At 52.9% G+C, this 22,032-nt stretch carries 17 protein-coding genes and 4 tRNA genes; 16 read left to right on the top strand and 5 right to left on the bottom strand.

Annotation, left to right across the window (positions count from 1 at the left end; genetic code table 11):
* Nucleotides 1-378: 378 nt before the first annotated feature.
* Complete coding sequence (locus LOS79_RS18850; protein WP_315411590.1) at nt 379-1,503, top strand: GGDEF domain-containing protein; 1,125 nt, start codon at nt 379-381, stop codon at nt 1,501-1,503.
* An 8-nt stretch (nt 1,504-1,511) separates the two neighbouring features.
* Here LOS79_RS18850 and LOS79_RS18845 read toward each other — a convergent pair whose 3' ends face one another.
* Nucleotides 1,512-2,078 carry a CGNR zinc finger domain-containing protein gene (locus tag LOS79_RS18845; protein WP_315411589.1) on the bottom strand — a complete coding sequence of 189 codons (567 nt, stop codon included), beginning with the start codon at nt 2,076-2,078 and terminating at the stop codon, nt 1,512-1,514.
* Nucleotides 2,079-2,257: 179 nt separating this feature from the next.
* Between LOS79_RS18845 and LOS79_RS18840 the strand changes: the two genes are divergently transcribed.
* Together LOS79_RS18840 and LOS79_RS18835 are read left to right on the top strand one after the other, a co-directional pair.
* Complete coding sequence (locus LOS79_RS18840; protein ID WP_315411588.1) at nt 2,258-2,752, top strand: DinB family protein; 495 nt, start codon at nt 2,258-2,260, stop codon at nt 2,750-2,752.
* A gap of 178 nt (nt 2,753-2,930) precedes the next feature.
* Nucleotides 2,931-3,098 carry a hypothetical protein gene (locus tag LOS79_RS18835; protein WP_249897078.1) on the top strand — a complete coding sequence of 56 codons (168 nt, stop codon included), beginning with the start codon at nt 2,931-2,933 and terminating at the stop codon, nt 3,096-3,098.
* Between the two features lie 93 nt (nt 3,099-3,191).
* Here LOS79_RS18835 and cmpA read toward each other — a convergent pair whose 3' ends face one another.
* Complete coding sequence (gene cmpA / locus LOS79_RS18830) at nt 3,192-3,329, bottom strand: cortex morphogenetic protein CmpA (RefSeq protein ID WP_315411587.1); 138 nt, start codon at nt 3,327-3,329, stop codon at nt 3,192-3,194.
* 112 nt (nt 3,330-3,441) lie between these two features.
* On the bottom strand, nt 3,442-3,801 hold the full coding sequence (locus LOS79_RS18825) for a hydrolase/acyltransferase (protein WP_315411586.1): 360 nt from the start codon (nt 3,799-3,801) through the stop codon (nt 3,442-3,444).
* Nucleotides 3,802-3,921: 120 nt separating this feature from the next.
* Between LOS79_RS18825 and LOS79_RS18820 the strand changes: the two genes are divergently transcribed.
* Nucleotides 3,922-4,407: a SprT family protein gene (locus LOS79_RS18820; protein WP_315422323.1), complete on the top strand. Its 486-nt coding sequence runs from the start codon at nt 3,922-3,924 to the stop codon at nt 4,405-4,407.
* Nucleotides 4,408-4,417: 10 nt separating this feature from the next.
* Here the strand turns inward: LOS79_RS18820 and LOS79_RS18815 are convergent, their stop codons facing one another.
* Entirely contained in the window at nt 4,418-5,050 is a 633-nt protein-coding gene (locus tag LOS79_RS18815; RefSeq protein WP_315411585.1) for a pentapeptide repeat-containing protein, read from the bottom strand.
* A gap of 224 nt (nt 5,051-5,274) precedes the next feature.
* Here LOS79_RS18815 and LOS79_RS18810 point away from each other — a divergent pair, with 224 nt between their 5' ends.
* Nucleotides 5,275-12,312 carry an S-layer homology domain-containing protein gene (locus LOS79_RS18810; protein ID WP_315411584.1) on the top strand — a complete coding sequence of 2,346 codons (7,038 nt, stop codon included), beginning with the start codon at nt 5,275-5,277 and terminating at the stop codon, nt 12,310-12,312.
* A gap of 331 nt (nt 12,313-12,643) precedes the next feature.
* On the opposite strand, the gene LOS79_RS18805 is transcribed toward LOS79_RS18810, so the two are convergent.
* Nucleotides 12,644-13,072 carry an Lrp/AsnC family transcriptional regulator gene (locus LOS79_RS18805; protein ID WP_315411583.1) on the bottom strand — a complete coding sequence of 143 codons (429 nt, stop codon included), beginning with the start codon at nt 13,070-13,072 and terminating at the stop codon, nt 12,644-12,646.
* Nucleotides 13,073-13,198: 126 nt separating this feature from the next.
* Here LOS79_RS18805 and LOS79_RS18800 point away from each other — a divergent pair, with 126 nt between their 5' ends.
* From LOS79_RS18800 to LOS79_RS18750, 11 genes are all read left to right on the top strand, one after another.
* Complete coding sequence (locus LOS79_RS18800; protein ID WP_315411582.1) at nt 13,199-13,951, top strand: MBL fold metallo-hydrolase; 753 nt, start codon at nt 13,199-13,201, stop codon at nt 13,949-13,951.
* Nucleotides 13,952-14,055: 104 nt separating this feature from the next.
* Nucleotides 14,056-14,131: transfer RNA gene (locus LOS79_RS18795), tRNA-Asn, on the top strand.
* 6 nt (nt 14,132-14,137) lie between these two features.
* A tRNA-Ser gene (locus LOS79_RS18790) sits at nt 14,138-14,226 on the top strand.
* A 1,184-nt stretch (nt 14,227-15,410) separates the two neighbouring features.
* Nucleotides 15,411-16,316 carry a branched-chain amino acid ABC transporter permease gene (locus tag LOS79_RS18785; protein ID WP_315422321.1) on the top strand — a complete coding sequence of 302 codons (906 nt, stop codon included), beginning with the start codon at nt 15,411-15,413 and terminating at the stop codon, nt 16,314-16,316.
* A gap of 12 nt (nt 16,317-16,328) precedes the next feature.
* The gene (locus tag LOS79_RS18780) at nt 16,329-17,297 is read left to right on the top strand and encodes a branched-chain amino acid ABC transporter permease (protein ID WP_315411581.1); all 969 of its coding nucleotides are present in this window, start codon (nt 16,329-16,331) and stop codon (nt 17,295-17,297) included.
* Nucleotides 17,266-18,048 carry an ABC transporter ATP-binding protein gene (locus LOS79_RS18775; protein ID WP_315411580.1) on the top strand — a complete coding sequence of 261 codons (783 nt, stop codon included), beginning with the start codon at nt 17,266-17,268 and terminating at the stop codon, nt 18,046-18,048. Before LOS79_RS18780 ends, LOS79_RS18775 begins: the two co-directional genes overlap by 32 nt.
* Before the next feature lie 4 nt (nt 18,049-18,052).
* Nucleotides 18,053-18,754, top strand: a complete 702-nt coding sequence (locus LOS79_RS18770; protein WP_315411579.1) for an ABC transporter ATP-binding protein — start codon at nt 18,053-18,055, stop codon at nt 18,752-18,754.
* Nucleotides 18,755-18,830: 76 nt separating this feature from the next.
* Nucleotides 18,831-20,027, top strand: coding sequence for an ABC transporter substrate-binding protein (locus tag LOS79_RS18765; protein WP_315411578.1), 1,197 nt, complete (start codon nt 18,831-18,833; stop codon nt 20,025-20,027).
* 118 nt (nt 20,028-20,145) lie between these two features.
* Nucleotides 20,146-21,279, top strand: coding sequence for an alanine dehydrogenase (gene ald, locus LOS79_RS18760; RefSeq protein ID WP_315411577.1), 1,134 nt, complete (start codon nt 20,146-20,148; stop codon nt 21,277-21,279).
* 174 nt (nt 21,280-21,453) lie between these two features.
* Nucleotides 21,454-21,528 (top strand) — tRNA-Glu (locus tag LOS79_RS18755).
* Between the two features lie 55 nt (nt 21,529-21,583).
* Nucleotides 21,584-21,666, top strand: a tRNA-Leu gene (locus LOS79_RS18750).
* Nucleotides 21,667-22,032 lie beyond the last annotated feature (366 nt).

Here is a 22,032-nt window from a genome sequence, read left to right as displayed (position 1 = left end):
AACTCAACTCGCCAACCATATTCCTGTACGTAATACAACATTCTGCCCATAATATCAAGCAAAAATAGATATTGTTGTATAAAAGGCAGTATTCCTCATGAATTAAGCGGCTAAGTACGGATATTGATGTATTTCATACAACAATCCTTGTAAATAGCCTTGTATTTGCGGACCCGAGTTGTATTACGTACAACATTGGGACTAGTCCGTAATGAATGGCTTGCTTCACTCGCCCCGCTCCGCCTCTGCCCCCACACAAACCCCAACCGCATTCACCGGATTTAGTACATATCCCGCAAGCGAGTATCGGACACGGGGCAGAACGTGGTAAGATAGTAGAAATGTGTAGATCAAATCTAAGTTCAGCAGGTGAATGGTTTGAGATTAAGAGATTTCATGGGGCCGTCGGATACCTCTGCCTACCGGCAGGGGAAGTGGATTAAGCGGTTTATATATACGTATTGGCTCGTGATTGCTCTGCATGCTCTGGCGCAGCTCGCGGCCTATTTTTTTACGACCTATCCGATGGAGCCTAAGGCGTTTTATTTGGGGGTATTGACCTATCCGACACTGTTGATGGCGGTTGTGGTCGGGGTGGTCCAGTTTATGGATTACGCTGTGCCTAAACATTCTTTTATGATGCTGTTTGTGGCGGGGACCATTATTGCGATGGTCATTATTCATCTGAATATGGATATCCGGATTATCGGGGCGCTGATGCTGCTGCCGATTATTGCTTCGGCGATTTTTTTCAGGCTGGATCTAACCTTGTTCGCTTCTGTGCTGCAGGTGGTTGCCTTTGTGATTCTGTATTATGGAGATGCTACATTTAAATATTATTTAACTGATTTCGACTTGATCGCTATTCCGCTCTTTCTGCTGGTCAGCATGCTGGTTGTCGGCATCATTATTATTAACGGGCGTGAGCTGGTGAGTGATCTGGAGGCGACGCTGACGGCTAAGCAGGATCTGATGATTGAGAATGCGGTGATCCGCAAGCTGTCCACTACCGATGCGCTGACGGGGCTGTACAATCATATTTCTTTTCACGAGTTTTATGAAAAAGCGCTGGAATACGGCAGCAAGGGTGCCCCGTTCCATCTCGCGCTGATTGATATCGATAACTTCAAGCAGATTAATGATAAATACGGGCATCGCACCGGAGATCTTGTGCTGGCACGGGTGGCGCGGGTGATCCGCGAATACATTTCACCTGCGGATATTGCCGCCCGCTACGGCGGTGAGGAGTTTGCCATCCTCTTATTCGAGAAGGGCTTCGAGGAAGCCTTCGTGCTGATGGACTGGATCCGCCAGCAGCTGTCGGAGACGTTCCATGAGGAGATGGAGGGCACTGCGGTCACGGTCAGCATTGGACTCAAAAGCTATTCCGAAGGGACCACCAAGGAAAGGCTGTTTGAGGATGTCGACAATCTGCTCTATACGGCCAAGCATTCCGGCAAGAACAAGACACTTACGCCGCACGGCCCGCTAATTGTACTATAACCCGGCTGCTACGAATCGTCCGCTTCGGCAGCCTTTTTGCGTGCCCGGAACCGCCGGACCTTCATCAGGTTACCGCAGAGCTTATCGTCGCAGTAGCGCTTCGAGCGGTTGCGGGTATCATCATAATAGACCCAGAGACAGTCGGGGTTCCCGCATATCCGGAACCGTGCGTAGTCCTTCTCCAGCAGGGCAGCGGCAAAAGAAGCGGAGATCTCCGCCATAATCTGCTGCCAATGGCTCTGCAGCGGCTGTAGCGTCAGCTCAGCTTGTCCCCCGTCCTGCGGAATCAGCCGCCGGATCACCGGTCCTTCGGCCAGATATTGATTGAGCTGTTCCCAACAAGCGGCGTCAGGCGTCTCTCCCTGCACCAACTGCTGTACTTCCTCCCATAACCAGCCGCGCAGCTGCTTCAGCTGCTCCAGCTCCGCCGGCATCACCGGCAAGGCAGCGGGGAGCTGCTGCTTCTCCAGCCATTCCGCCAGCCACTCCGGTTCGTCCAGCTTGTCCCGGTCCTTGCTCCGGTCACCTGTCCGCCAGTCCCGCCAATAGCTGTTAATGAAATCCGCCCACAGCAAGGTACACCACTCCTTTCGCCGCCATATTTTCTTTGATTGTAACAGTTAAAACTATGTTTTGCTAGTTACTTGAACTGCAGGCTCGAATATGCTACATTTCTTACGTAACCGTTATCGGGATGTTTTGCTCGTTACGTGAGCTGGTTTTCGTGTGCCAACTATCTTAAGGAGGGGTAAGGATGCAAAATAAGATTAGCGACGTTCTGCTGGAGAACTGGGATTATGTCATGGATGTTGAGGATTGGGCACCGCCGCTTAAGGATGCGCTGGAAGGTGTGAACAGTGAGCAGGCCAGCTGGAAGCCCCAGGGTGCAGCCGGTAATTCCATCTGGGAGACAGTCAACCATCTGACTTATTATAAGGAACGGCTGCTGCGCAAGCTGAAGGGAATGGAGAAGCTGCCTGACCTGGACAGCAATGATGCTACCTTCACGGTGACGGAGAGCGGGGAAGAGGCGTGGGACGCGGCAGTAGCCAAGCTGAAGACGGTGCATGCCGGACTGCGCGAGATCATTGAAGCCCTTGAAGAAGGCGCTTATGACTGGGGCGGCTCCGGGCATGCCCCGGGCGAAGAGGTCATGAGTCTGATTCTGCATGATTCCTACCATACCGGACAGATTGTGCTGCTCCGCAAGCTGCAGGGCTCCTGGCCGGGCCAGCGCAGCTTCGGCTAGCAATCCATTGCTGTAAGGCGCATCTTATGCTGTCGTATTCCGGGCAGAGAGCTGCGGCTTTTTTGTATAATAGAACCTTAATCCCTGCATGAACCGTCCAATTGCCATCTTGTTTCAGTGCCTCAAGCCCCGGTTAATGGTTGTCATACAGCAATTGACCCGAGAGGAGAGATGTAAGATGGAGCCGAATTACAAGGACAGAAGTGTAGAGGTTGAACGGACAGAGGTGCACAAGAAATCGGATTCCAGTCTGGTCGCATCCACTTTTATCAAATATGCAGCGTACATTATTATTATATTTGGAATCTTGTTCTTCCTGGTGCGGTACGTATTCCCGATGTTCTAAGCTCAGCAGCGGAATCCCGGGTCAGTGCCTGATAAGTCAAAAGCCGTGCTTACCCTAAGGGTAAACGCGGCTTTTTAATAAGGGTCAGCCCGGCTATACATCCTTCTGGACGATATCGCGGCGTTCGGCAGAGTTACGGTAGAAAAACCAGCATTCATTCAGCAGCTTAATCTGACGGCGGTCTTTCTTAAGGTAAGCTTTCATGAGCTGTTGGCAAAGCCACTGCGGCAAGGGAATTCCTCCTCTGGCATGCATCCTATGTACAGATAGCATATGGAGAAGACTGCCCAAAGGTGCGGCAGCAGCCCTTAATTCGTAATGAAACCCGCAGCCCTTCGCAGCTCTAGAGCACGCCTTCCTCTTCTTCCTCATACCATTGTTCGAGCTGGGCCTGCAGCGCCCGGATTTCCGTCAGCAGCGAGATCAGCGGATACTCCGTCTCTTGAATAGAGGCAAAAGCGTTCTCCAGCCGGTTAATGTACGCCAGCCCCGATTCCAGCTTGTGCTCCTCACGCAGCAGCTCCAGGGAATCACATTCGGCAATTGCCCGCGGCAGCCCGGGAACATTCTCTGCTGTCAGCTTGTCGATCTCTTTGTTCAGGCGAAGATTGAGCGCGCTCAGCTGATAAGCATACTCTTCAGGCATCTCCACGAATTGCAGTTCCTGATCCTGCTGCAAGATTACATACCGCATTTTCGGCATAAGTCATTCTCCCTCCGGACTTGTCTTCCTTCTTGACAGTGTAGCCTATGGGCAAGTTACAATTCAAGTGGGATCTTATTTGCGACAGGAAGGGAGCCGTGAGGCAGCATGACGATAAGTATGAGCAATGAAGAGCTGCAGCAATGGATCGAGCAGGTGTCCCTGCGCAGCTTCGGCGTGCCTTTCCGGCATACAGCCAGCTTCAACAGCAGACTTACGACAACGGGCGGACGGTATTTCACCAAAAGCCATAATATAGAGATTAATCCGCAGCAGCTGGCCATCCACGGGCGGGAGGAGACGGAGAAAATCATCAAGCATGAGCTCTGCCACTATCATCTGCATCTGGCGAAGCGGGGGTACATGCACCGGGATGCCGATTTCAAAAATCTGCTGGCCCGCGTCGGCGGCAGCCGCTACTGCCAGACCCTGCCGGGGGCCAAGGCGCGTAAGCCGCAGCCTTACCGGTATAAGCTGGTGTGTACCGCCTGTGCCACCGAGTATTTGCGTAAACGCAAGGCCGATCCGAAGCGGTACCGCTGCGGCAGATGCGCCGGCAAGCTGAAGCTGGTTGCACTGGATGCAGGCAAGGGAGCGGCGACGTAAGCCCTGAGCTCTACTTAATGACCAGACCCAGCAGCCCGGCGAAGGAGGCAGCCTGCGGTGCAGAGATGATGCAGCCGTCCAGATCCTGAAGGTCAACCATCAGGCCGGTGAATTCGCAGTCACTGAGATCAACATCCTTCAGCCTGCATCCGGCCAGCACCGCCTGATCCAGATTACATTCCGTGAAGAACAGGCCGCTGAGGCTGGACTGGTAATAATCGGCGCTGATCAGGGCGCTTTGTGCGAAGACCGTATTCTTGAAATTGGCAAACCGGAACACCGCAAACTCCCCGATACACCCGCTCACCGTAACATTTTGAAACCGCGCCCTGGTGAAATCCGTGCCGATCATCCGGCAATCCCTGAACTCCGTCCGGTGAATGAAGGCGTCACTGAAATCGACGTTGGACAGGTCGCAATGCTCGAAGATTACATCCGTCAGCTCTATGTGGTGCAGCGAGGATTCTGTAATGGTCACATTCCTGAAAATAGTTTTATCAAAAGACACTCTGGCAGCGTCCTGGTATTCAATGAGAGAACCTGCGATCAGGCAGCGGCTGTATTCGTCCTTGGAGCTCAGGGAATGAATCTGCTGCGGCAGCAGAAGTTCAGGCTCCGGAATGCGGGGTTGTTCAATCTTCATAATGATGAATGCCTCCGTAAATGTAGTTCCACCACAACAATCCGTACACGGTGAATGAATTAACTATCCTGCGAACCGGAGCTTTTGTCAATTAAGGCGGCTGCTTCTTCTGTATGCATGTACGTACAAATACACCTTCGTCTGGATACAAACACACATCGTCCTGTAAGCGTTACCAAATTAAGATGGAAATGAAGTCCATTTTAGTTAGAGGGGGCGCACTTATGAAACGATTCAGGTCCGCGGTTGCGGGTCTGCTGGCGCTGTTGCTGATCTTTCCGCAGCTGGCTCTGCCGGGAGCCGGAGGTACTGTCCGTGCAGACGGCATCCAGGGGAGCGGTGCAGCACAAATTCCTGCCGGTACGGTTCTGATTAAGAACAAGTGGAAGAGTAATTTTTTGTATGAGACCACGGAGGGGATTGTCCGCTACGGGATGACTAACCCGGCGGATACCTCGTCCCACTGGACGGTGGTAACGGATGGGGGCTTGTCACGGATTCAGAATGTGAAGACAGGCCACTTCATTACGCTTGACGGCAATACCGGCAAGGAGGATTCGCTCAAGGCTGCTGATGTTCCGGGGGGCGGCAGCGCCGCCGACAAGTGGCTGATCGATACCTCGAACCGTCCGGGCTATATGGTCATCCGCAGTGCAACTGCACCGGAGAGCAAACTGGTCATCCACGAGGAGAATCAGCTGGGCTACGCCCAGGTCAGCAGCGATATCAATATCACATTTGAGAGCCCGCAGTGGGCGTTCGTGGACCTCAGCGCAGCGCCGGTGCGGTTGGAAAGCGTAATGCGGCCGGGCAACGTCATGTTTGAGGACGAAGGTCAAGTGAAGCACGGCGCGCAGCCGCTCAGCAATGAGTCGGCACAGTGGTTTCTGGAGCCGGGAACGGATTCCGGCACACTGCTGATCCGCAACCGCGCGACCGGACATTACATCAAGCAGAATGAGGAGCATTGGTACGGGGTCTTCTCAGCGGAGATAGATCCGGCCAAGCAGTCACTCAGTGAGTGGATTCAGGAGCCGGCACTTCAGGCTGCAGAAGCGGGACTTGTCACCTTCCGCAATATCGGGCTTACGGATGCGGGGAACCCGTTATGGCTGAATCCCCAGTTTGACGGTGACAACGATGTGCGCTCCAACAATTGGCCGGGCTGGGGAGGCAATCCGAGTGCCCAGTGGCGGATTGTTGCAGTAAGTGAGCTGCAGCCGGTGCGGATTGCCGCCTACACGGATGCCCAGGTGGCTACAGATTTCCTGTATGAAGCCGCAGGCGGCGTGCTGAAGCACGGGGAGATTGCTGCGGGTACAGCGGATGAAGGCAGCTATCTCTGGTATGCCGAGGATTATGACGCCCATAAGCGTATCCGCAATGCAGCCACAGGTCACTATCTTACCTATGGAGACGGCACGGCTACAGCAGTAACGCTGAGTACAAGCACGCCTTCCGATCAGTGGAATTTCAAAGAATCGGATGAATTTGATGACTATCAGACGATTGGGAATGCAGGGACTCCGGGACAATATCTGGCTACGCTTGGCAATGGACTTGCCGGTGCGGCTTCCGATGCAGGCTCGCTGTCTGCCCAGTGGCAGCTGCTGGACCCGAATGTGCCAACGGACGGTTCCCTGCATTATTACCGCATCCAGAATGCCTGGCAGTCATTCTACTGGTATGAGAGCAGTGATGGTATGCTGAAATACGGCAATATGCAGGCTGACGGCTCGGATCAGTGGCTGATTGAGAAATACAACGGCCGGAAGCTTTTTCAGAATAAAAAAACAGGGCACTACATCAATGTAGCGCAGATGCCGGACGGCCATATCGCGGTGACGCCGCTTGCGGACAGGCATGATGTGGACCCGGCGTACATCTGGACCGGTACAAACACTGGCGACAGCACGTATGTCCTCACCAGCCTGCTTGATAAAACGCCAGGTGAGCGTCCGGAGAAGTACATCTCGTTGCAGAATCTGACCAAATATGCCGAATACGGCGTAATCAATCCCGATTGGGGCAGCCCGAAGTGGAAATTCGTGCCCGTAACGGAGAAAAAGCATGATTTGTTCCGCTTCAAGCTGAGCAGTGCGAACGGGGCAGACCAGTATCTGAAGGACGGGCCGGTGCCTGCTTCGGGGGGAGCAGCTACGCCTCCGGAGAACGGCAGCACGGTGACAGCGGCTGTGTATAGTACAGACTCATCAGCAGGTGCGGATGTGCAGGGAGCAGAAGAAGGAGAACTGCTGGAGAACCCGTTGACTGACGGTGCTAATGCTCCGGCTCCTGTGAATGCCGCTGAAACAGCAGTCAGCCTAATAGCTGATCCTACTGTCGGTCAAGCTACGTACGGGGAGCTTAATGCTGATGGCGATGCTTTCGTCTGGCAGCTTGTCGATATACCGGGCAGCAACGGTGCGGTGAAGATCAAGAACAGGGGAACCGGAAGATTCCTGTCGCTGCAGAGCCTGGAGCCTGTAATTGATCAAGAGGAGCCTTCCGTTCCTGTAGCCACTGAGCAGACGGTATACGATGTCTGGGCCAGTATCAGATGGACGGTGGATATGCAGTCCTCGGGAGTTACGACGTTTAAAAGTGCCTGGTCCGGCCATTACCTGTATGGTACTGCCGATGAAGCCGGCCATCCGGTAATCAGGATCAGCAAAGCTGCGGATGCGGCTGCCCGGGACAGTGCACAGTTCACCGCAGAACCGGTGTATGAGCCGGTACCGCCTGTTCAGGCAGCTCCTGTCCGGTTCAAAAATGCCGCCACGGGAGATTATCTGTATGAGAATGAGCATGGTGTGGTGCTGTACGGCCAGCCTGCTGCAGACAACGGGTACTCACACTGGAGTATTGTGAAGGATGGGGCGCAGCAATTCATTGTTAACCGGGGAACGGGTCATTATGTGACCCTGAACAGCGATTATTCGTTCCTGGAGAGTACGGGTACTGCTCCGGCGGATAACGGCGCTTCGGCCTGGGCAGTAAGCCTGGCAGCGGATGCCAGACATTATACGGTCCGCAGTCTGTACGGACAGTATAATGATGAATTTATCCATCTGCAGAACAAGACCGGCTACGCAGAACGCGGCCTGCTGCTGGATACCGAGAATTCGCTGCAGTGGGCGCTGGAAGACGCGCCGCAGGTGTTCAATCTGCCGCAAGGAGAGGCCAGAAATACGGACACGGCAACTCCGGTGCAGAATGATACGAATATAATTACGATTATGCCGCAGGGCATGAACGGGATAGTCCTGGCAGAAGCGGATGGCAAGGCGGTATATGCTGAAGCCTCCGGTGCTCAGGAAGAAGCACGTTGGCTGTTGCAGGATTATAACGGGCGGCAGCGGCTGATGAACGTTCAGACCGGACATTTTCTGGCGCGTGGCGAGGGCGGCAGCGTTAGGTTATCGGCTGATGGCAGCGAGGAAACTGCACAGTGGATGATTCAGGAGAAGCTTGGATGGCGGCTGCTGCTAAGTGCAGATCAGAAATCTGCGCTTACGCACAGTGAAACGGGAACGAAGCTGGGGGCGGCAGATGGAGCTGATACGCTCTGGAGCTTCACTCCGGTAGCCGGGGATGCCCGCTATGCAGGTGCTGAAGCCTTCCATGGAGACGGAGTTCTGCGTTTTGCCGTCAACGCTGAGCAGGCGAAGGAGTATGACGTTACACTCCGGTACAGAAATCATTCAGATTCCAAAGCTGAGCTGAAGGTAGAGGTCAACGGGCTGGCGCAGGGAAGCGTGAAGCTGAGTTCTTCTGCAATCTGGCGGATCGCCCAGCTTAAGCTGAAGCTGCGGGCAGGCATCAATACGATCTCGCTGAGCGGCGGCGGTGAGCAGTGGAGTGCTATTGAGATTGACCAGCTGACTGTCAAGAATAGTGTGAACAAAGCTTACCGCGGAGCTACGCTCCCTTATGTCAGCTATGAAGCAGAGGATGCAGACACGAATGGAACGCGGGTGTCGCCTTCACGCAAATATCTGAGCCTGGCAGCAGAATCCTCCGGCCGCGAGGCGGTCATTCTGAAGGATACCGGGGATTATGTGGAATTCACGCTGGCAAAACCGGCGAATTCCATCGTGCTCCGCTATTCCATACCGGATAGCCCGGACGGAGCAGGTGCGGAAGAGACACTGTCGCTGTATGTGAACGGCGAACACCGGGAGCTTAAGCTTACATCCAAATACGCCTGGGAGTACGGCAGCTATCCGTGGTCGAACGATCCGCGCCAGGGCAGCGGCCACCGCTTCTATGACGAGATTCATGCGCTCATCGGCGATGCTCCGGCAGGGGCGGTTATCCGTCTGGAAAAAGGTGCAGACGACACCGCCGCCTCTTACGTCATCGATCTGGCAGAAATGGAGCAGGTTGCCCCTGCGCTGACCCGGCCGGCTGGATTCCTGTCCGTTACCGACTACGGCGCCATTCCGGATGATGATGGCGATGATACTGCCGCATTCCTGGCGGCACTTGCCGCGGCCAAAGAGCAGGGAGCGGGCGTCTGGTTCCCGGCCGGCAGCTTCGACGTCGGCAGCGGCCTTCTGAGGCTGGAGGCTGCGGAGATCCGCGGCGCAGGCATGTGGCACACCACGCTGAACGGGGCCAAATTCTACGGCCTGGGCGGCAAGATCAGCGTATACGATCTGCTGATTGACGGGGGCATTAACGTCCGCGACGATGAGGCGGTTACGAATGCTTTTCACGGTGCGTTCGGCCAGGGCTCGGTCATTCAGAATGTCTGGATTGAGCATACGAAGGCAGGCCTGTGGCTGACCCAGCCGATGGGCGAGAAGGCGCGCACCAACGGCCTGTATATGGCCGGGCTGCGTATCCGCAATCTGATGGCGGACGGCATCAACTTCGCTGTCGGCACAGGCAACAGTATGATGGAGCAGAGCGATATCCGCTATCCGGGCGACGATGGGATTGCCATGTGGTCGTTCACCGATGCCGCACTGAAGGATGTCAACGGCAATGAACGTACGCCAAGCTTCAATAACACAGCGCGCTTCAATAATGTATCCCTCCCGTGGCTGGCGGATAATATCGTCGTGTTCGGCGGCAGGGACAATAAGATCCAGGACAATATTGTGAAGGACACGGTAACGAACGGAGCCGGGATTGCGGTATCCACCCGCTTCAGTGCAGAGCCGTTCCAGGGAACAACCATTGTTGAGCGTAACACACTGCTGCGGACGGGCAGCTATGACTCCGGTTATGGGGTCAATCTCGGGGCGTTATGGCTCTATGCAGGTGAGAACAACCTGCAGGGAGATATTCAGATCCGTAACAACACGGCTCTGGACAGCACCTATTCCGGGCTGATCGTCCATGGCAATCTGAATGTGGATGGAGTCACCCTGAGTAATAACGTGATTGACGGAGCCGGAACGAGCGGTGTAGAAATAACGAAGGATCTGCGGGGCAGCCTGCTGGCGGATAATCTGATTATCCGCGGGGAACGGATGAATCTGGTCGCGAATGCCTCGTCCGAATTTACGGTTCTTGAGAAGAACCAGGGTGTCGCAAACCTGATCAAGCCGTTCTCAATCAAGCTTGAGGACGGGCAGACGGGTCCTCTGGAGCTGAACGTAGGAACAGCATCGGGAATGCAGGTGCTAAGCCCTGCCGGTACAGATGTTACTGCTGAGGCTGATATCAGCATTGCTGACGGCAGCGTAGCTGCTCTTCAGGAAGGTGCGCTGCAGGCGCTGGCTGAAGGTAAGACGACTATTAATGTTACTGTGCTTAATAGCACAAGAGTGTATGATCTTGCGGTGGTGAAGGCGGAGGAACCGGGTTCCGGTGACCCTGATCCGGTAGACCCGATAGATCCGGGCAATCCGACAGATCCAGGCAATCCGGGCAACCCAGGGAATCCGGGTAATCCAGGGAATCCGACAGATCCTACAGATCCTACAGATCCAGGCAATCCAGGCAATCCGGTAGATCCAACAGATCCGGCGGGCCCGTCTCCACAGCCGAGTCCTACCCCGAGCCCGACACCGGCTCCGGTACTGGTCTCTGCGGCATCGCCGGCGGCGAGCGCTAAGCCTACAGCTGCTGCGGCGGCCAATAACGATGCGCAGCTCAAGGCTGCGGCCGCCGGGCAGGCCGTGATTGAAGTAGCGGCGGGTGCCGACGGTACCGCACGCTTCAGTGCCGCTGCGCTGAAAGCAGCGGCAGCCTCGGCATCAGCGGCGAATCCGGCCGCTGTGCTGGTGGTCCGCAGCGGAGACGCGTCCTACCGTCTCCCGCTGTCCTTGGTGGAGAGCGTGTTTAAGGCAGCGAAGCTGCCGGACGGCACGCTCGAAATCAAGCTGGCCCCGCTGGCAGGCGCGGGGCTGGCGGAGCTGCTTGCCGGCAGCGGCAAGCAGGGCTTCACAGTGAAGGGAACGCCAGTGAGCTTCAGCCTGAGCGTCACAGACGGCAGCGACAGCGTGCCGGCTGCGGGGTTCGGTAGAGTAAATGTCGAGCGGACATTTACGGTTAATGAGGCGCTGGATGCCAAGACAGCGGTAGCGCTGGTCTATGATGCCAAGACGCGAAGCTTCCGTTACGTTCCGGCGCTGTTTGAAGCAGGCGCAGGCGTGACCCGGGTTACAGTCAAGAGCAGCCTGGCCAGCGGAGTCATAGCTGTTGCTGTGAATCCGGTCAGCTTCGGAGATACTGCTGCCCACTGGGCTAAGGCAGAGATTGATCTGCTGGCCAGCCGGCTGATTGTGAACGGCCAGTCGGCCGGCGTATTCGCACCGCAGCAGCCGGTCAGCCGGGCTGAGTTCTCGTCCATGCTGGTGCGCTCGCTGGGCCTCCAGCCGGATGCTTCTGCGGTAGCGCATACGTTCAGTGATACGCCAGCCGGTTCGTGGTATGCTGCGGATGCCGCAGCAGCCGCCGCCCTCGGGCTGGTGGAAGGCTACACGGACGGTTCCTTCCGTCCGGATGCACCGATCACCAGAGAACAGATGGCTGTGATGATTGCTAGAGCGCTTAAGCTGCTGCCAGCCGGTACAGCGGCTGCTGAACCAGCTTCTCCTGGTGCGAATTCTGCGAGCACCGCAGTATCCTTCAAGGATGCAGCCAGTATTTCAGGCTGGGCTAAGGAAGCCGTAAATGTACTGACCTCGGTTGGCATCATGAAAGGCCAGCCGGCGGGAGACTTTGCGCCGGGCAGTGACACAAGCCGCGCTGAAGCTGCCGTTATGCTCACCCGACTGCTTCGCACAGGCAAGCTTTTGAACTAGCAGAATGAACCTGCAAGGTTCGGAATAAGCATAGGCAAGCCACCGCATTGGAGTGTGAAGTTCTTCTCCTTTGCGGCGGCTTTTTGTGGTGCATTGAGGGAAAGCAGACATAGAGCATAGACTATGCTGAACATAAGCTACGAATGCTAATCGTACCCGGGGAGGGACTTCTACTCTTTTACACAAACTTCTTGAAGTTACCTGCTGTGAGGGCAATCGTGCCCAATGTATGCGAAAAACCGAATACATGTGCCGCTGTGAGACTATGGGCGGGTTTTTCGCTATAAGAGACTTAAATTGAAGTCCCGTAATCCGTCCCAGACAGAGACTTCTACTTGATCTGGCCCATGTCCAGGTTAACCCGGTAATTGCCATACGCCAGCAGCTCATCGAGAAAAGCAGCCAGTGCCTCCTGGCTCGCGGTCCGCACCCGCATCCAGTAACAGCCTTCACCGCTGATCCGGTATAGTTCGGAGACACTGTCATGATCCTTCGCGAAGGCCTGGAAGGGCAGATGGGCACTATTCGTGCTGAGGAATACTGTAATGAACGCATGGATATTCTGCCCGATCTGGAGCGGGTTCCAGCGGATTGTATAGCCTTCAATAATCTCGAGTTCCCGCATTCTGCGGATTCGCGCACCTACAGCCTGGCCCGTCAAGTGAACCTGTGCTCCGATATCTTTGTGGCTCTGTGTAGAATCTTCAATCAGCAGCTGGAGGATGCGGTAATCAGTATCATCAATGAGATAGGGGGTCATAGTTACATAATCCTTTCTGGATGAAAGTCGAACAGGCGAATCTCTTTCGCGGATCAATGTACTCCGCTTGCCGGTCAATCTATACTTAATTGTAGCAGAACATAAGCCAGAGAAAGAAGGTTACCTATGAAAATCCAATTAATCCGCCACGCCGCCCTATGGCTTGAATACGGTGGCAGCACTTTTCTCATTGACCCGATGCTTAGCGCGCAGGGAGTCAATCCGCCGATTATGAATTCCGGCGATGACCGCCGTAATCCGCTGACCCCTCTGCCCGGTCCGGTGCAGCAATGGCTGGATCCGGATGCTGTGATCGTGACGCATCTTCACCAGGATCACTGGGATGCAGCTGCAGCCGAACTACTCAATCCGAAGCTTCCGTTGTTGTGTCAGGAGGGGGATGGAGAGAAAATCACGGCTCAGGGATTCGGGCAAGTTAAGGAGATAGATGACAATGTGCCTTCAGTATTCCGTGGAGTAACTCTCTCGCGGACCGGTGGCCGGCACGGAACCGGAGAAATTGGAGCCAGGATGGGAAAGGTATCCGGGTGCTTATTTCAGGCGGAGGGTGAACCGGTGGTGTATCTGGCCGGAGATACGATTTGGTGCAAAGAGGTTGAGGATGTGCTCACAGTCCATCAGCCCGATATCATTATAGTTAATGCCGGAGGGGCCAGCTTCACAAACGGAGGGCATATTACGATGAACGAGCAGGATATAGTGGAGCTATGCCATGCTGCGCCAACTGCTTCAGTGATAGCCGTACACATGGATACTATTAATCACTGCAGAGTAACCCGGGGGTTATTGAAGCTTCGTCTGGAGCAGGAGGGACTGCTTGACCGTGTCGCTGTACCACTGGATGGAGAATGGGTGTAATTCAAGGAAAATTTGTATATTTTGAAAACGATCTCATGATCTTTGTTTCAGCACTTGACTAGACTAAAGAATCATGATAAATTATTCCTTGTTCATGTTAATGTTCCCTGATAGCTCAGTTGGTAGAGCACTCGACTGTTAATCGAGTTGTCACAGGTTCGAGTCCTGTTCGGGGAGCCATTACTTGGAGAGATACCCAAGTGGCTATAAGGGGACCCTCTGCTAAGGGGTTAGACTGCGTAAGCGGTGCGAGGGTTCGAATCCCTCTCTCTCCGTTCGAAATACTTCCCTGTTAGGGATGAGAACCCTCAGTGGTTCGTTGGAGCATAAGCTTCGTTAGGGATTCTTCGCAATCTCTCACGAAGTGAGAGTATCCCTCTCTCCGTTCGATTGATATTGTACAAGAAGAGTCCAATGGGGCTCTTTTTTTTGTTGTTGTTGAGTAGATGATCCAATTGAAAAAGCCGGGATTAACGGTGCGGCCATCAGGATACCGCGGCAGCAGGACAATAGATGGATAATGTACACTTGCTAAAAGAACGAAGGGGGATATGTCAAACAGCAAGTGGAAAAAGAGCACTTAATATTACGGAAATACCCCAAAGTAAGTGAAGTATAAGAAATTAGGATACGTTTGTCCACTTAATGGTCTCCACGAGACGGAAATAGCGAAATTAAGATACATTTTTCCACCTAAATACTATAGAGGGCCGGTCTGCCTTCAGAATACATAACTATTAGCTACATAATAGAAGAATCTTCGCCGGGAAAAGAGTAACGGCTAAGCTAACGCCCCGCAAGCAGTCAGGTTCGCCCGGAGAACAAATTTCTTCTTGTTAAAGCGATGTCACCCGAGAACACAAAGAGCATAACTGCCCCTGATTCCCGCCAGCAACCCCTTCTCTTATGTACATCGCATCAGTCCCCTATATACACCACCAGAAAATACGCATTCTAGCGCAGACGTACATGTGCAGAACTGTTTGTTCAGGTCACTTTCCGGACGAGGGGATGGCCTCCATTCCTGCGGCGCCAGTGTCAATCTACAATTTTCGGCAAATAAAAAGACCAAACGACAAAAAATCTGTCGATTCAACCCGTTACTCCTTTAATTAATTGAAGTAATGATGCTGTAAAGAGACAAATGTTATATTAATTGCGTACAAATCAAGTATTGTATAAGAAAAGGAAACAATGCCTGGAGCCATCCTACTTGATTATCCTCTGTTTTACTCCCGTTTTCTCCGTATTTTTCTTTTGAATTTAAAAACCTACCAAATACTACACGTACCATGTTATGTAACATAACACCAATTCTTGAATTTTATATTAAAATGCCCGAAAAATTAGTGACGACACCATAACCTTGTGTTAATATAAATGACATCATAAAGAAAGAAAAGAGAAGCAAGGGCAGAGAAAGGGGATTTACGATTATAATGGGGAAAAGGGGATGGCGATGGAGTACTTCATTCAGCAACTAATTAACGGGATTTCCGTAGGCAGTATCTATGCTCTGATCGCCCTTGGTTACACAATGGTTTACGGTATCATTAAACTGATCAATTTTGCGCATGGCGATGTATTTATGGTGGGTTCGTTCATCGGACTTTACAGTGCCAAATTTTTGGCTAACGCCGGATTGCCGCCCATCGTTGTCCTGCTCGTGTCGCTGATCATTTCGATGACGATAAGCGCATTGCTCGGGATCACAATAGAACGTCTGGCTTACAAGCCGCTGCGCAAGTCCACCCGGATTGCTGCTCTGATTACAGCGATTGGCGTATCCTTCCTCCTGGAGTATACCGGAGTTCTGATTCTCGGGCCGCAGGCCAAAGGCTTCCCGGATATTATGGAGAAGAAGCAGTACCATCTGTTCGGATCTTCCATTCAAGTGGATTCCAATCAGATAATGATTCTTCTAACAACGATAGTTCTAATGATTGTCCTGCAGTATATTGTACGTTATACCAAAACCGGTAAAGCGATGCGGGCGGTATCCTTCGATGTGGAAGCGGCAAGGTTGATGGGGATCAACGTAGACCGCACCATTTCAGCTACCTTTGCAATTGGCTCGGCGCTTGCGGCCGCAGCCGGTGTCATTTTCGGGATGACATACAATACAGTGGATCCACTAATGGGTGTTATGCCTGGTCTTAAAGCATTCGTAGCTGCGGTGCTTGGCGGTATCGGAAGTATCCCGGGTGCACTTGTAGGCGGTCTGCTGCTGGGAACGGTAGAGACAGAGATTTCTTCACTCGGCTTCTCTTCCTGGCGTGACGGTGTGGCCTTTGCGGTACTGATTCTGATCCTTATCTTCAAACCATCCGGACTGTTTGGCAAGAATGTCCGGGAGAAAGTGTAGGAGGGAACTGCCGTGAAAACAGTAAACAAAAAATTCTGGCTGGGCATTATTGCTGCCTTTGCCTTCTATGGAATTATTAAAGTTCTTCTAACAACAGGAGTTCTTAGTGATGTGAATCAATCTATGCTGCTTCTGATTGGTGTCAACATCATGCTTGCCGTGTCGCTCAATCTCATTACCGGAATTACCGGACAGTTCTCTATCGGCCATGCCGGGTTTATGTCAGTAGGCGCCTATACCTCGGCCATCCTTACACTCGATTATAATGTGCCATTCGTCCTGGCGATTCTGGCCGGCGGGCTCCTGGCCGCGGTGTTCGGAGTACTGATCGGGATGCCTACGCTCAGGCTTAACGGTGACTATCTGGCCATCGCAACACTGGGGTTCGGTGAGATTATCCGCATCATCATGCTGAACACGGAATTTGTCGGCGGAGCTTCCGGGCTTAGCGGCATTCCTGCCAAAACAACCTGGACGCTGCTGTTCTTATTCACTCTCGTTTCTGTAGTTCTGATCAACAACTTTATCCGCTCTACACACGGCCGGGCTTGTATTGCGATCCGTGAGAATGAGATTGCTGCAGAAGCGATGGGGATTAACACGACGCGCTACAAAATCATTGCTTTTACCCTCGGTGCCTTGTTTGCCGGGATGGCCGGCGGATTGTCAGCCCATACGTTCTATGTAATCACACCAGGCAGCTTCAACTTCCTGAAATCCTTCGAAATTATCGTAATGGTTGTACTCGGGGGCCTCGGCAGTACTGCGGGGTCGATCGTCGGGGCTGTATTCGTTACCCTGCTGTATACCTACCTGCGTGAATTCCCGGAATGGCGCATGATTATCTATTCCATCGTGCTGATCCTGATGATGATCTTCCGTCCAAGCGGATTGCTGGGCAAAACTAAATTCTCGCTGGGCAAGTTCGGCAAAAAGGAGGCTAAGGCAAATGACGCAATCGAAGGCAGCAGTGCTCCTTGACGTTAAGGAGGCCAGCCGGTCCTTTGGCGGACTCAAGGCAGTCAGTGAGGTTTCCCTTCATATTAATAAAGGTGAACTAATAGGTCTGATCGGACCCAACGGCGCCGGCAAAACAACATTATTCAACCTGCTGACCGGGGTGTATCCGCCTTCGTCAGGCAGCATTATTCTGAATAACGAATCCATTGGCGGCATGAAGCCTTATAAGATCAACCATAAAGGCGCTGCCCGTACGTTCCAGAACATCCGCTTATTCACAGCGATGACCGTGCTGGAGAATGTCAAGATTGCTTTTCACCAGCATGCGAAGCACTCGCTCTTCTCTTCGATGCTCCGGCTGCCGAAGCACTTCAAGGGAGAGGACGAAATTACCCGGAAGGCGATGGATATCCTCAAAATCTTCAACCTTGCCGACCAGAGTGATGAGGTTGCGAGTAATCTGAGTTATGGTAATCAGCGGCGGCTCGAGATCGCCCGGGCGCTGGCGGCCGGACCAAAGCTGCTGCTGCTTGATGAGCCCGCGGCAGGGATGAACCCGAATGAAACGCGTGATCTGATGAATCTGATTGCCTGGATCCGTGAGGAATTCGATCTTACGATTCTGCTCATCGAGCATGATATGTCACTGGTCATGGGTGTCTGCAACCGGATCTACGTCCTGGACCGCGGAATACTTATTGCTGACGGGACCCCGGTCGAGATCCGGAATAATCCGAAGGTTATCGAAGCGTATTTGGGACAGGAGGCGTAGCGCCATGCTTACAGTACAGGGAATCAACGTTTATTACGGAGCTATTCATGCCTTGAAGGATCTCAGCATCAACGTGAAGCAGGGAGAGATTGTGACGCTGATCGGAGCCAATGGCGCCGGCAAGTCTACACTGCTCAAGACGCTTTCGGGGCTGCTTAAACCCAAAACAGGAAGTGTTGAATTCCTGAATAAATCAATTGTGAATCAAAGCGTACAGGCGATTGTAAAAGAAGGTCTGATCCATTGTCCTGAAGGCCGGCGCGTATTTGCGAATATGTCCGTTGAGGAGAATCTGGAGCTGGGTGCGTATCTGCAGGATTCAGGCAGTCTCGCCGCTGACTTCGAGAAGGTCTACAACACCTTCCCGCGGCTGCGGGAGCGGAAGAAACAGCAGGCCGGAACCCTCTCCGGCGGGGAACAGCAGATGCTTGCCATGGGGCGGGCGATCATGGGCCATCCGAAGCTGCTGCTGCTGGATGAACCGTCTATGGGGCTGGCGCCGCTGCTGGTCCAGGATATTTTCAAAATCATCAAAGAAGTTAACGACGCCGGGACCACCGTACTGCTGGTTGAGCAGAATGCGCATCAGGCGCTCAAAATCGCTGACCGTGCCTATGTTCTGGAGACAGGCAGAGTAGTGCTTGAAGGAGATGCCAAGGAATTGGCTGATTCCGAAGAGATTAAAATGGCTTATCTGGGGCACTAGGAGGCTAGCGGCACTTACAGCAGCATCACAGAAATACACATATAAATATTAATTAATCGGGAGGCTGGGAGAAACTATGAAGAAAATTGGGGCCATTATTTTGTCGACAGTACTGACTGCGGTATTAGCATCGGGCTGTGGCAACAACACAGAGAACAGCGGTAACTCTGCAAGCGGCGGAAATGCCGGCGGCGGCACAATCAAAATCGGTGCTGACCTTGAGCTCACAGGCGGCCAGGCTTCTTTCGGCGACTCCGCATCAAAGGGCGCGCAACTGGCTGTGGATCAGATCAATGCGGCAGGCGGCGTACTGGGCAAGCAGCTGGAGCTGGTTGTAGCTGACAATGCTTCTAAGTCTGAAGAGGCAACACAGGCAGCGCAAAAACTGATTACCAATGACAAGGTAGTAACCATCATTGGAGCTTCCACATCTACCAACACACTGGGGATTGTTCCGGTTGCCACCGAGAAAAAGATCCCGCTCGTAGCAGTAGGTGCAACTAACCCTAAAGTTACCGTTGATGAGCGCAGCGGCAATGTTAATGAGTATGTGTTCCGTGCAGCGTTTATCGATCCATTCCAAGGTGAGGTTATGGCTAACTTCGCACTGGATTCCCTGAAAGCCAAAACAGCTGTAATCTATACAGATACTTCGAGTGACTACTCTAAGGGTCTGCAGAAGTTTTTTGAAGAAACCTTCAAAGCCAAAGGCGGAGAAGTGCTGAGCCAAGAGTCCTACCAGCAGAAAGACTCCGACTTCAAAGCGGTTCTGACACGGATTAAAGCAGCAAACCCGGATGTAATTTACCTGCCGGGCTACTATGAAGAAGTAGGCAAAATCATTAAGCAGGCCCGTGAGATGGGGATTACGGTTCCGTTCCTGGGCGGCGATGGCTGGGATTCCCCGCAGCTGGCTGAGATTGCCGGCGCAGCAGCTTTGGAGAACACCTTCATGTCCAACCACTACTCGCCTGAAGATACAGCAACTGAAGTAACTACCTTTGTTGATGCTTACAAAGCAGCTAACGGCGGCGCAGTGCCTGACGGTATGGCAGCCCTTGGTTACGATGCACTGAAGCTGGTTGCTGATGCCATCACCCGTGCCGGTGAAGCAGATCCGGCCAAAATTACCGAAGCTTTGGCAGCTACTAAAGACCTCCAGCTCGCCACAGGTAAGATTACCCTGAATGAGACTCATGACCCGGTAAAAGCCGCAGTCGTTCTGAAATTCGTTGACGGCAAGCAAACCTTCGAAACAAAGGTTAATCCATAAGCGGTTCAAATGCATATATTAGGGTGAAAGAACTCCTAAGCAGCGGAGAAAGGCTCGATTGTTGAGCCTTTCTTTTGTCATCTTACAAATGGTTACCAAACTTTGAGGGGGAATCAGCATGATTGTTGGCGTACCCGCAGAAATCAAGAATAACGAGAACCGTATTGCAATAACGCCTGCCGGGGTGGAAGCGCTCCGGAATGCCGGCCATGAAGTATACGTAGAGAGCTCTGCCGGCACAGGCAGCGGCTTCAATGATCAGGAATATGTGGATAAAGGGGCAGTGATTCTGGAGGCTGCCGCTGAGGTCTGGAGCAAGGCTGAGATGATTATCAAGGTGAAGGAGCCGCTGCCGGAGGAGTACGGTTATTTCCGCCAAGGGCTAATTCTGTTCACTTATCTGCATTTGGCACCTGAGGCTGGTTTGACTAAAGCGCTCGTGGACAGCGGTGTAACAGCAGTCGGATACGAGACGATCCAGCTTGAAGACGGCTCCCTGCCGCTGCTCATTCCGATGAGTGAGGTGGCCGGACGGATGGCTGTCCAGATCGGTGCCAGTCTCCTGGAGAAGCCGCATGGCGGCAAAGGAATTCTGTTGGGAGGCGTGCCGGGGGTGCAGCCCGGAGAGGTTGTTATTGTCGGCGGCGGAATTGTCGGCACCAATGCAGCCAGGATCGCCCTGGGGATGGGAGCGCGGGTCACGGTGCTGGATCTGAACGCAGGCCGTCTGCGTGCACTGGATGATATTTTTGGCGGACGGCTGGGGACCGTAATGTCAGATTCCTACCATCTGGAGCAGGCGGTACGCAAAGCTGATTTGCTGATCGGGGCTGTGCTGATTCCCGGTGCCCGGGCACCGAAGCTGGTCAAAGAGTATATGGTGCAGCAGATGGCAGAGGGTTCAGTTATTGTAGATGTGGCGATTGATCAGGGCGGCTCGATAGAGACGATTGACCGGATTACCACACATGAGAACCCGACCTATGTGAAGCATGGAGTAGTACATTATGCTGTGGCTAACATGCCGGGAGCAGTCGCCCGGACCTCGACGCTGGCGCTTACGAATGTGACCATCCCATATGCGCTGCAGATTGCGAACCTGGGTATTCATGCGGCTGCTGAGGGTAACGCTGCGCTTGCGCGCGGTCTGAATGTCGTGGCTGGAAAGGTGACGAATCCCGCAGTGGCCCGGAGTCTGGGCTATGAATATGCGGATGGGATTTCCGTGCTTGCTGCTGACGGACATCTTTAAGGAACGGGGGGAGTTGGGACCGTAGGCCGCAGATCTCCCCTGTAATTTAACAGGATAGTGCCCAATCAGACTTGTCAGCACGTGGACCATATATAATTTCAAAAAAATGCTTGTCAAATTCAATAATGTTTGATATACTCATTTTTGTTGTGACAAACACGCAGGTTTAAATATGGCTCGTTGGTCAAGGGGTTAAGACACCTCCCTTTCACGGAGGTAACATGGGTTCGAATCCCATACGAGTCACCATTTCTTCTTCGGATGTATGGGATGAGAATCCCCGGGTTCGTTGGAGCCTCAATATGCGGTAGTGGTGGAATGGCAGACACGCTATCTTGAGGGGGTAGTGGGTGTATACCCGTGGAGGTTCGAGTCCTCTCTACCGCATAATAGTTATGAAGCAGCAGCTCTTGATCATTCAAGGGCTGCTGCTTTTTTTGTGTCCTTGAAATCATGCGAAACGAAAGAGGAAGTCACGGCTAAGATACCCCCTGGTGAGCAGTTAAGTCAATCCAGTGGGCAAATTGGTTCTGTTTTAGTAAAGATTTTGATATGAGCAATAATACCGTTGTTTATAGTAATTGGCCGCCATTTTTGGCGGCTTATTTTTTTGAGATAACAAAATATACAATTATAGAAAATTAATGGTTTTTTTGCAGAGAGGGAAAACCCGATTAGGATGAAAGTGTAAATAAGCCATAATGCACAAAATTAATAATTGTGGAAATCTGAATCACGGCCATGGAACTATAT

Origin of the sequence: Paenibacillus sp. MMS20-IR301 (assembly GCF_032302195.1) — a bacterium.
In the GTDB taxonomy this organism is placed as follows: Bacteria; Bacillota; Bacilli; order Paenibacillales; family Paenibacillaceae; genus Paenibacillus_AQ.
The sequence above is the reverse complement of the archived record's forward strand: the minus strand, read 5'-3'. Positions and strand labels throughout refer to the sequence as shown.

Bases quoted from the DNA above. Each gene is read 5' to 3' on its own strand.
- LOS79_RS18840 (WP_315411588.1), top strand. From the start codon at position 2,258: ATGCAAAATAAGATTAGCGACGTTCTGCTGGAGAACTGGGATTATGTC.
- LOS79_RS18835 (WP_249897078.1), top strand. From the start codon at position 2,931: ATGGAGCCGAATTACAAGGACAGAAGTGTAGAGGTTGAACGGACAGAG.
- LOS79_RS18825 (WP_315411586.1), bottom strand. From the start codon at position 3,801: ATGCCGAAAATGCGGTATGTAATCTTGCAGCAGGATCAGGAACTGCAA.
- LOS79_RS18820 (WP_315422323.1), top strand. From the start codon at position 3,922: ATGAGCAATGAAGAGCTGCAGCAATGGATCGAGCAGGTGTCCCTGCGC.
- LOS79_RS18815 (WP_315411585.1), bottom strand. From the start codon at position 5,050: ATGAAGATTGAACAACCCCGCATTCCGGAGCCTGAACTTCTGCTGCCG.
- LOS79_RS18810 (WP_315411584.1), top strand. From the start codon at position 5,275: ATGAAACGATTCAGGTCCGCGGTTGCGGGTCTGCTGGCGCTGTTGCTG.
- LOS79_RS18805 (WP_315411583.1), bottom strand. From the start codon at position 13,072: ATGACCCCCTATCTCATTGATGATACTGATTACCGCATCCTCCAGCTG.
- LOS79_RS18800 (WP_315411582.1), top strand. From the start codon at position 13,199: ATGAAAATCCAATTAATCCGCCACGCCGCCCTATGGCTTGAATACGGT.
- LOS79_RS18785 (WP_315422321.1), top strand. From the start codon at position 15,411: ATGGAGTACTTCATTCAGCAACTAATTAACGGGATTTCCGTAGGCAGT.
- LOS79_RS18775 (WP_315411580.1), top strand. From the start codon at position 17,266: ATGACGCAATCGAAGGCAGCAGTGCTCCTTGACGTTAAGGAGGCCAGC.
- LOS79_RS18770 (WP_315411579.1), top strand. From the start codon at position 18,053: ATGCTTACAGTACAGGGAATCAACGTTTATTACGGAGCTATTCATGCC.
- LOS79_RS18765 (WP_315411578.1), top strand. From the start codon at position 18,831: ATGAAGAAAATTGGGGCCATTATTTTGTCGACAGTACTGACTGCGGTA.
- ald (WP_315411577.1), top strand. From the start codon at position 20,146: ATGATTGTTGGCGTACCCGCAGAAATCAAGAATAACGAGAACCGTATT.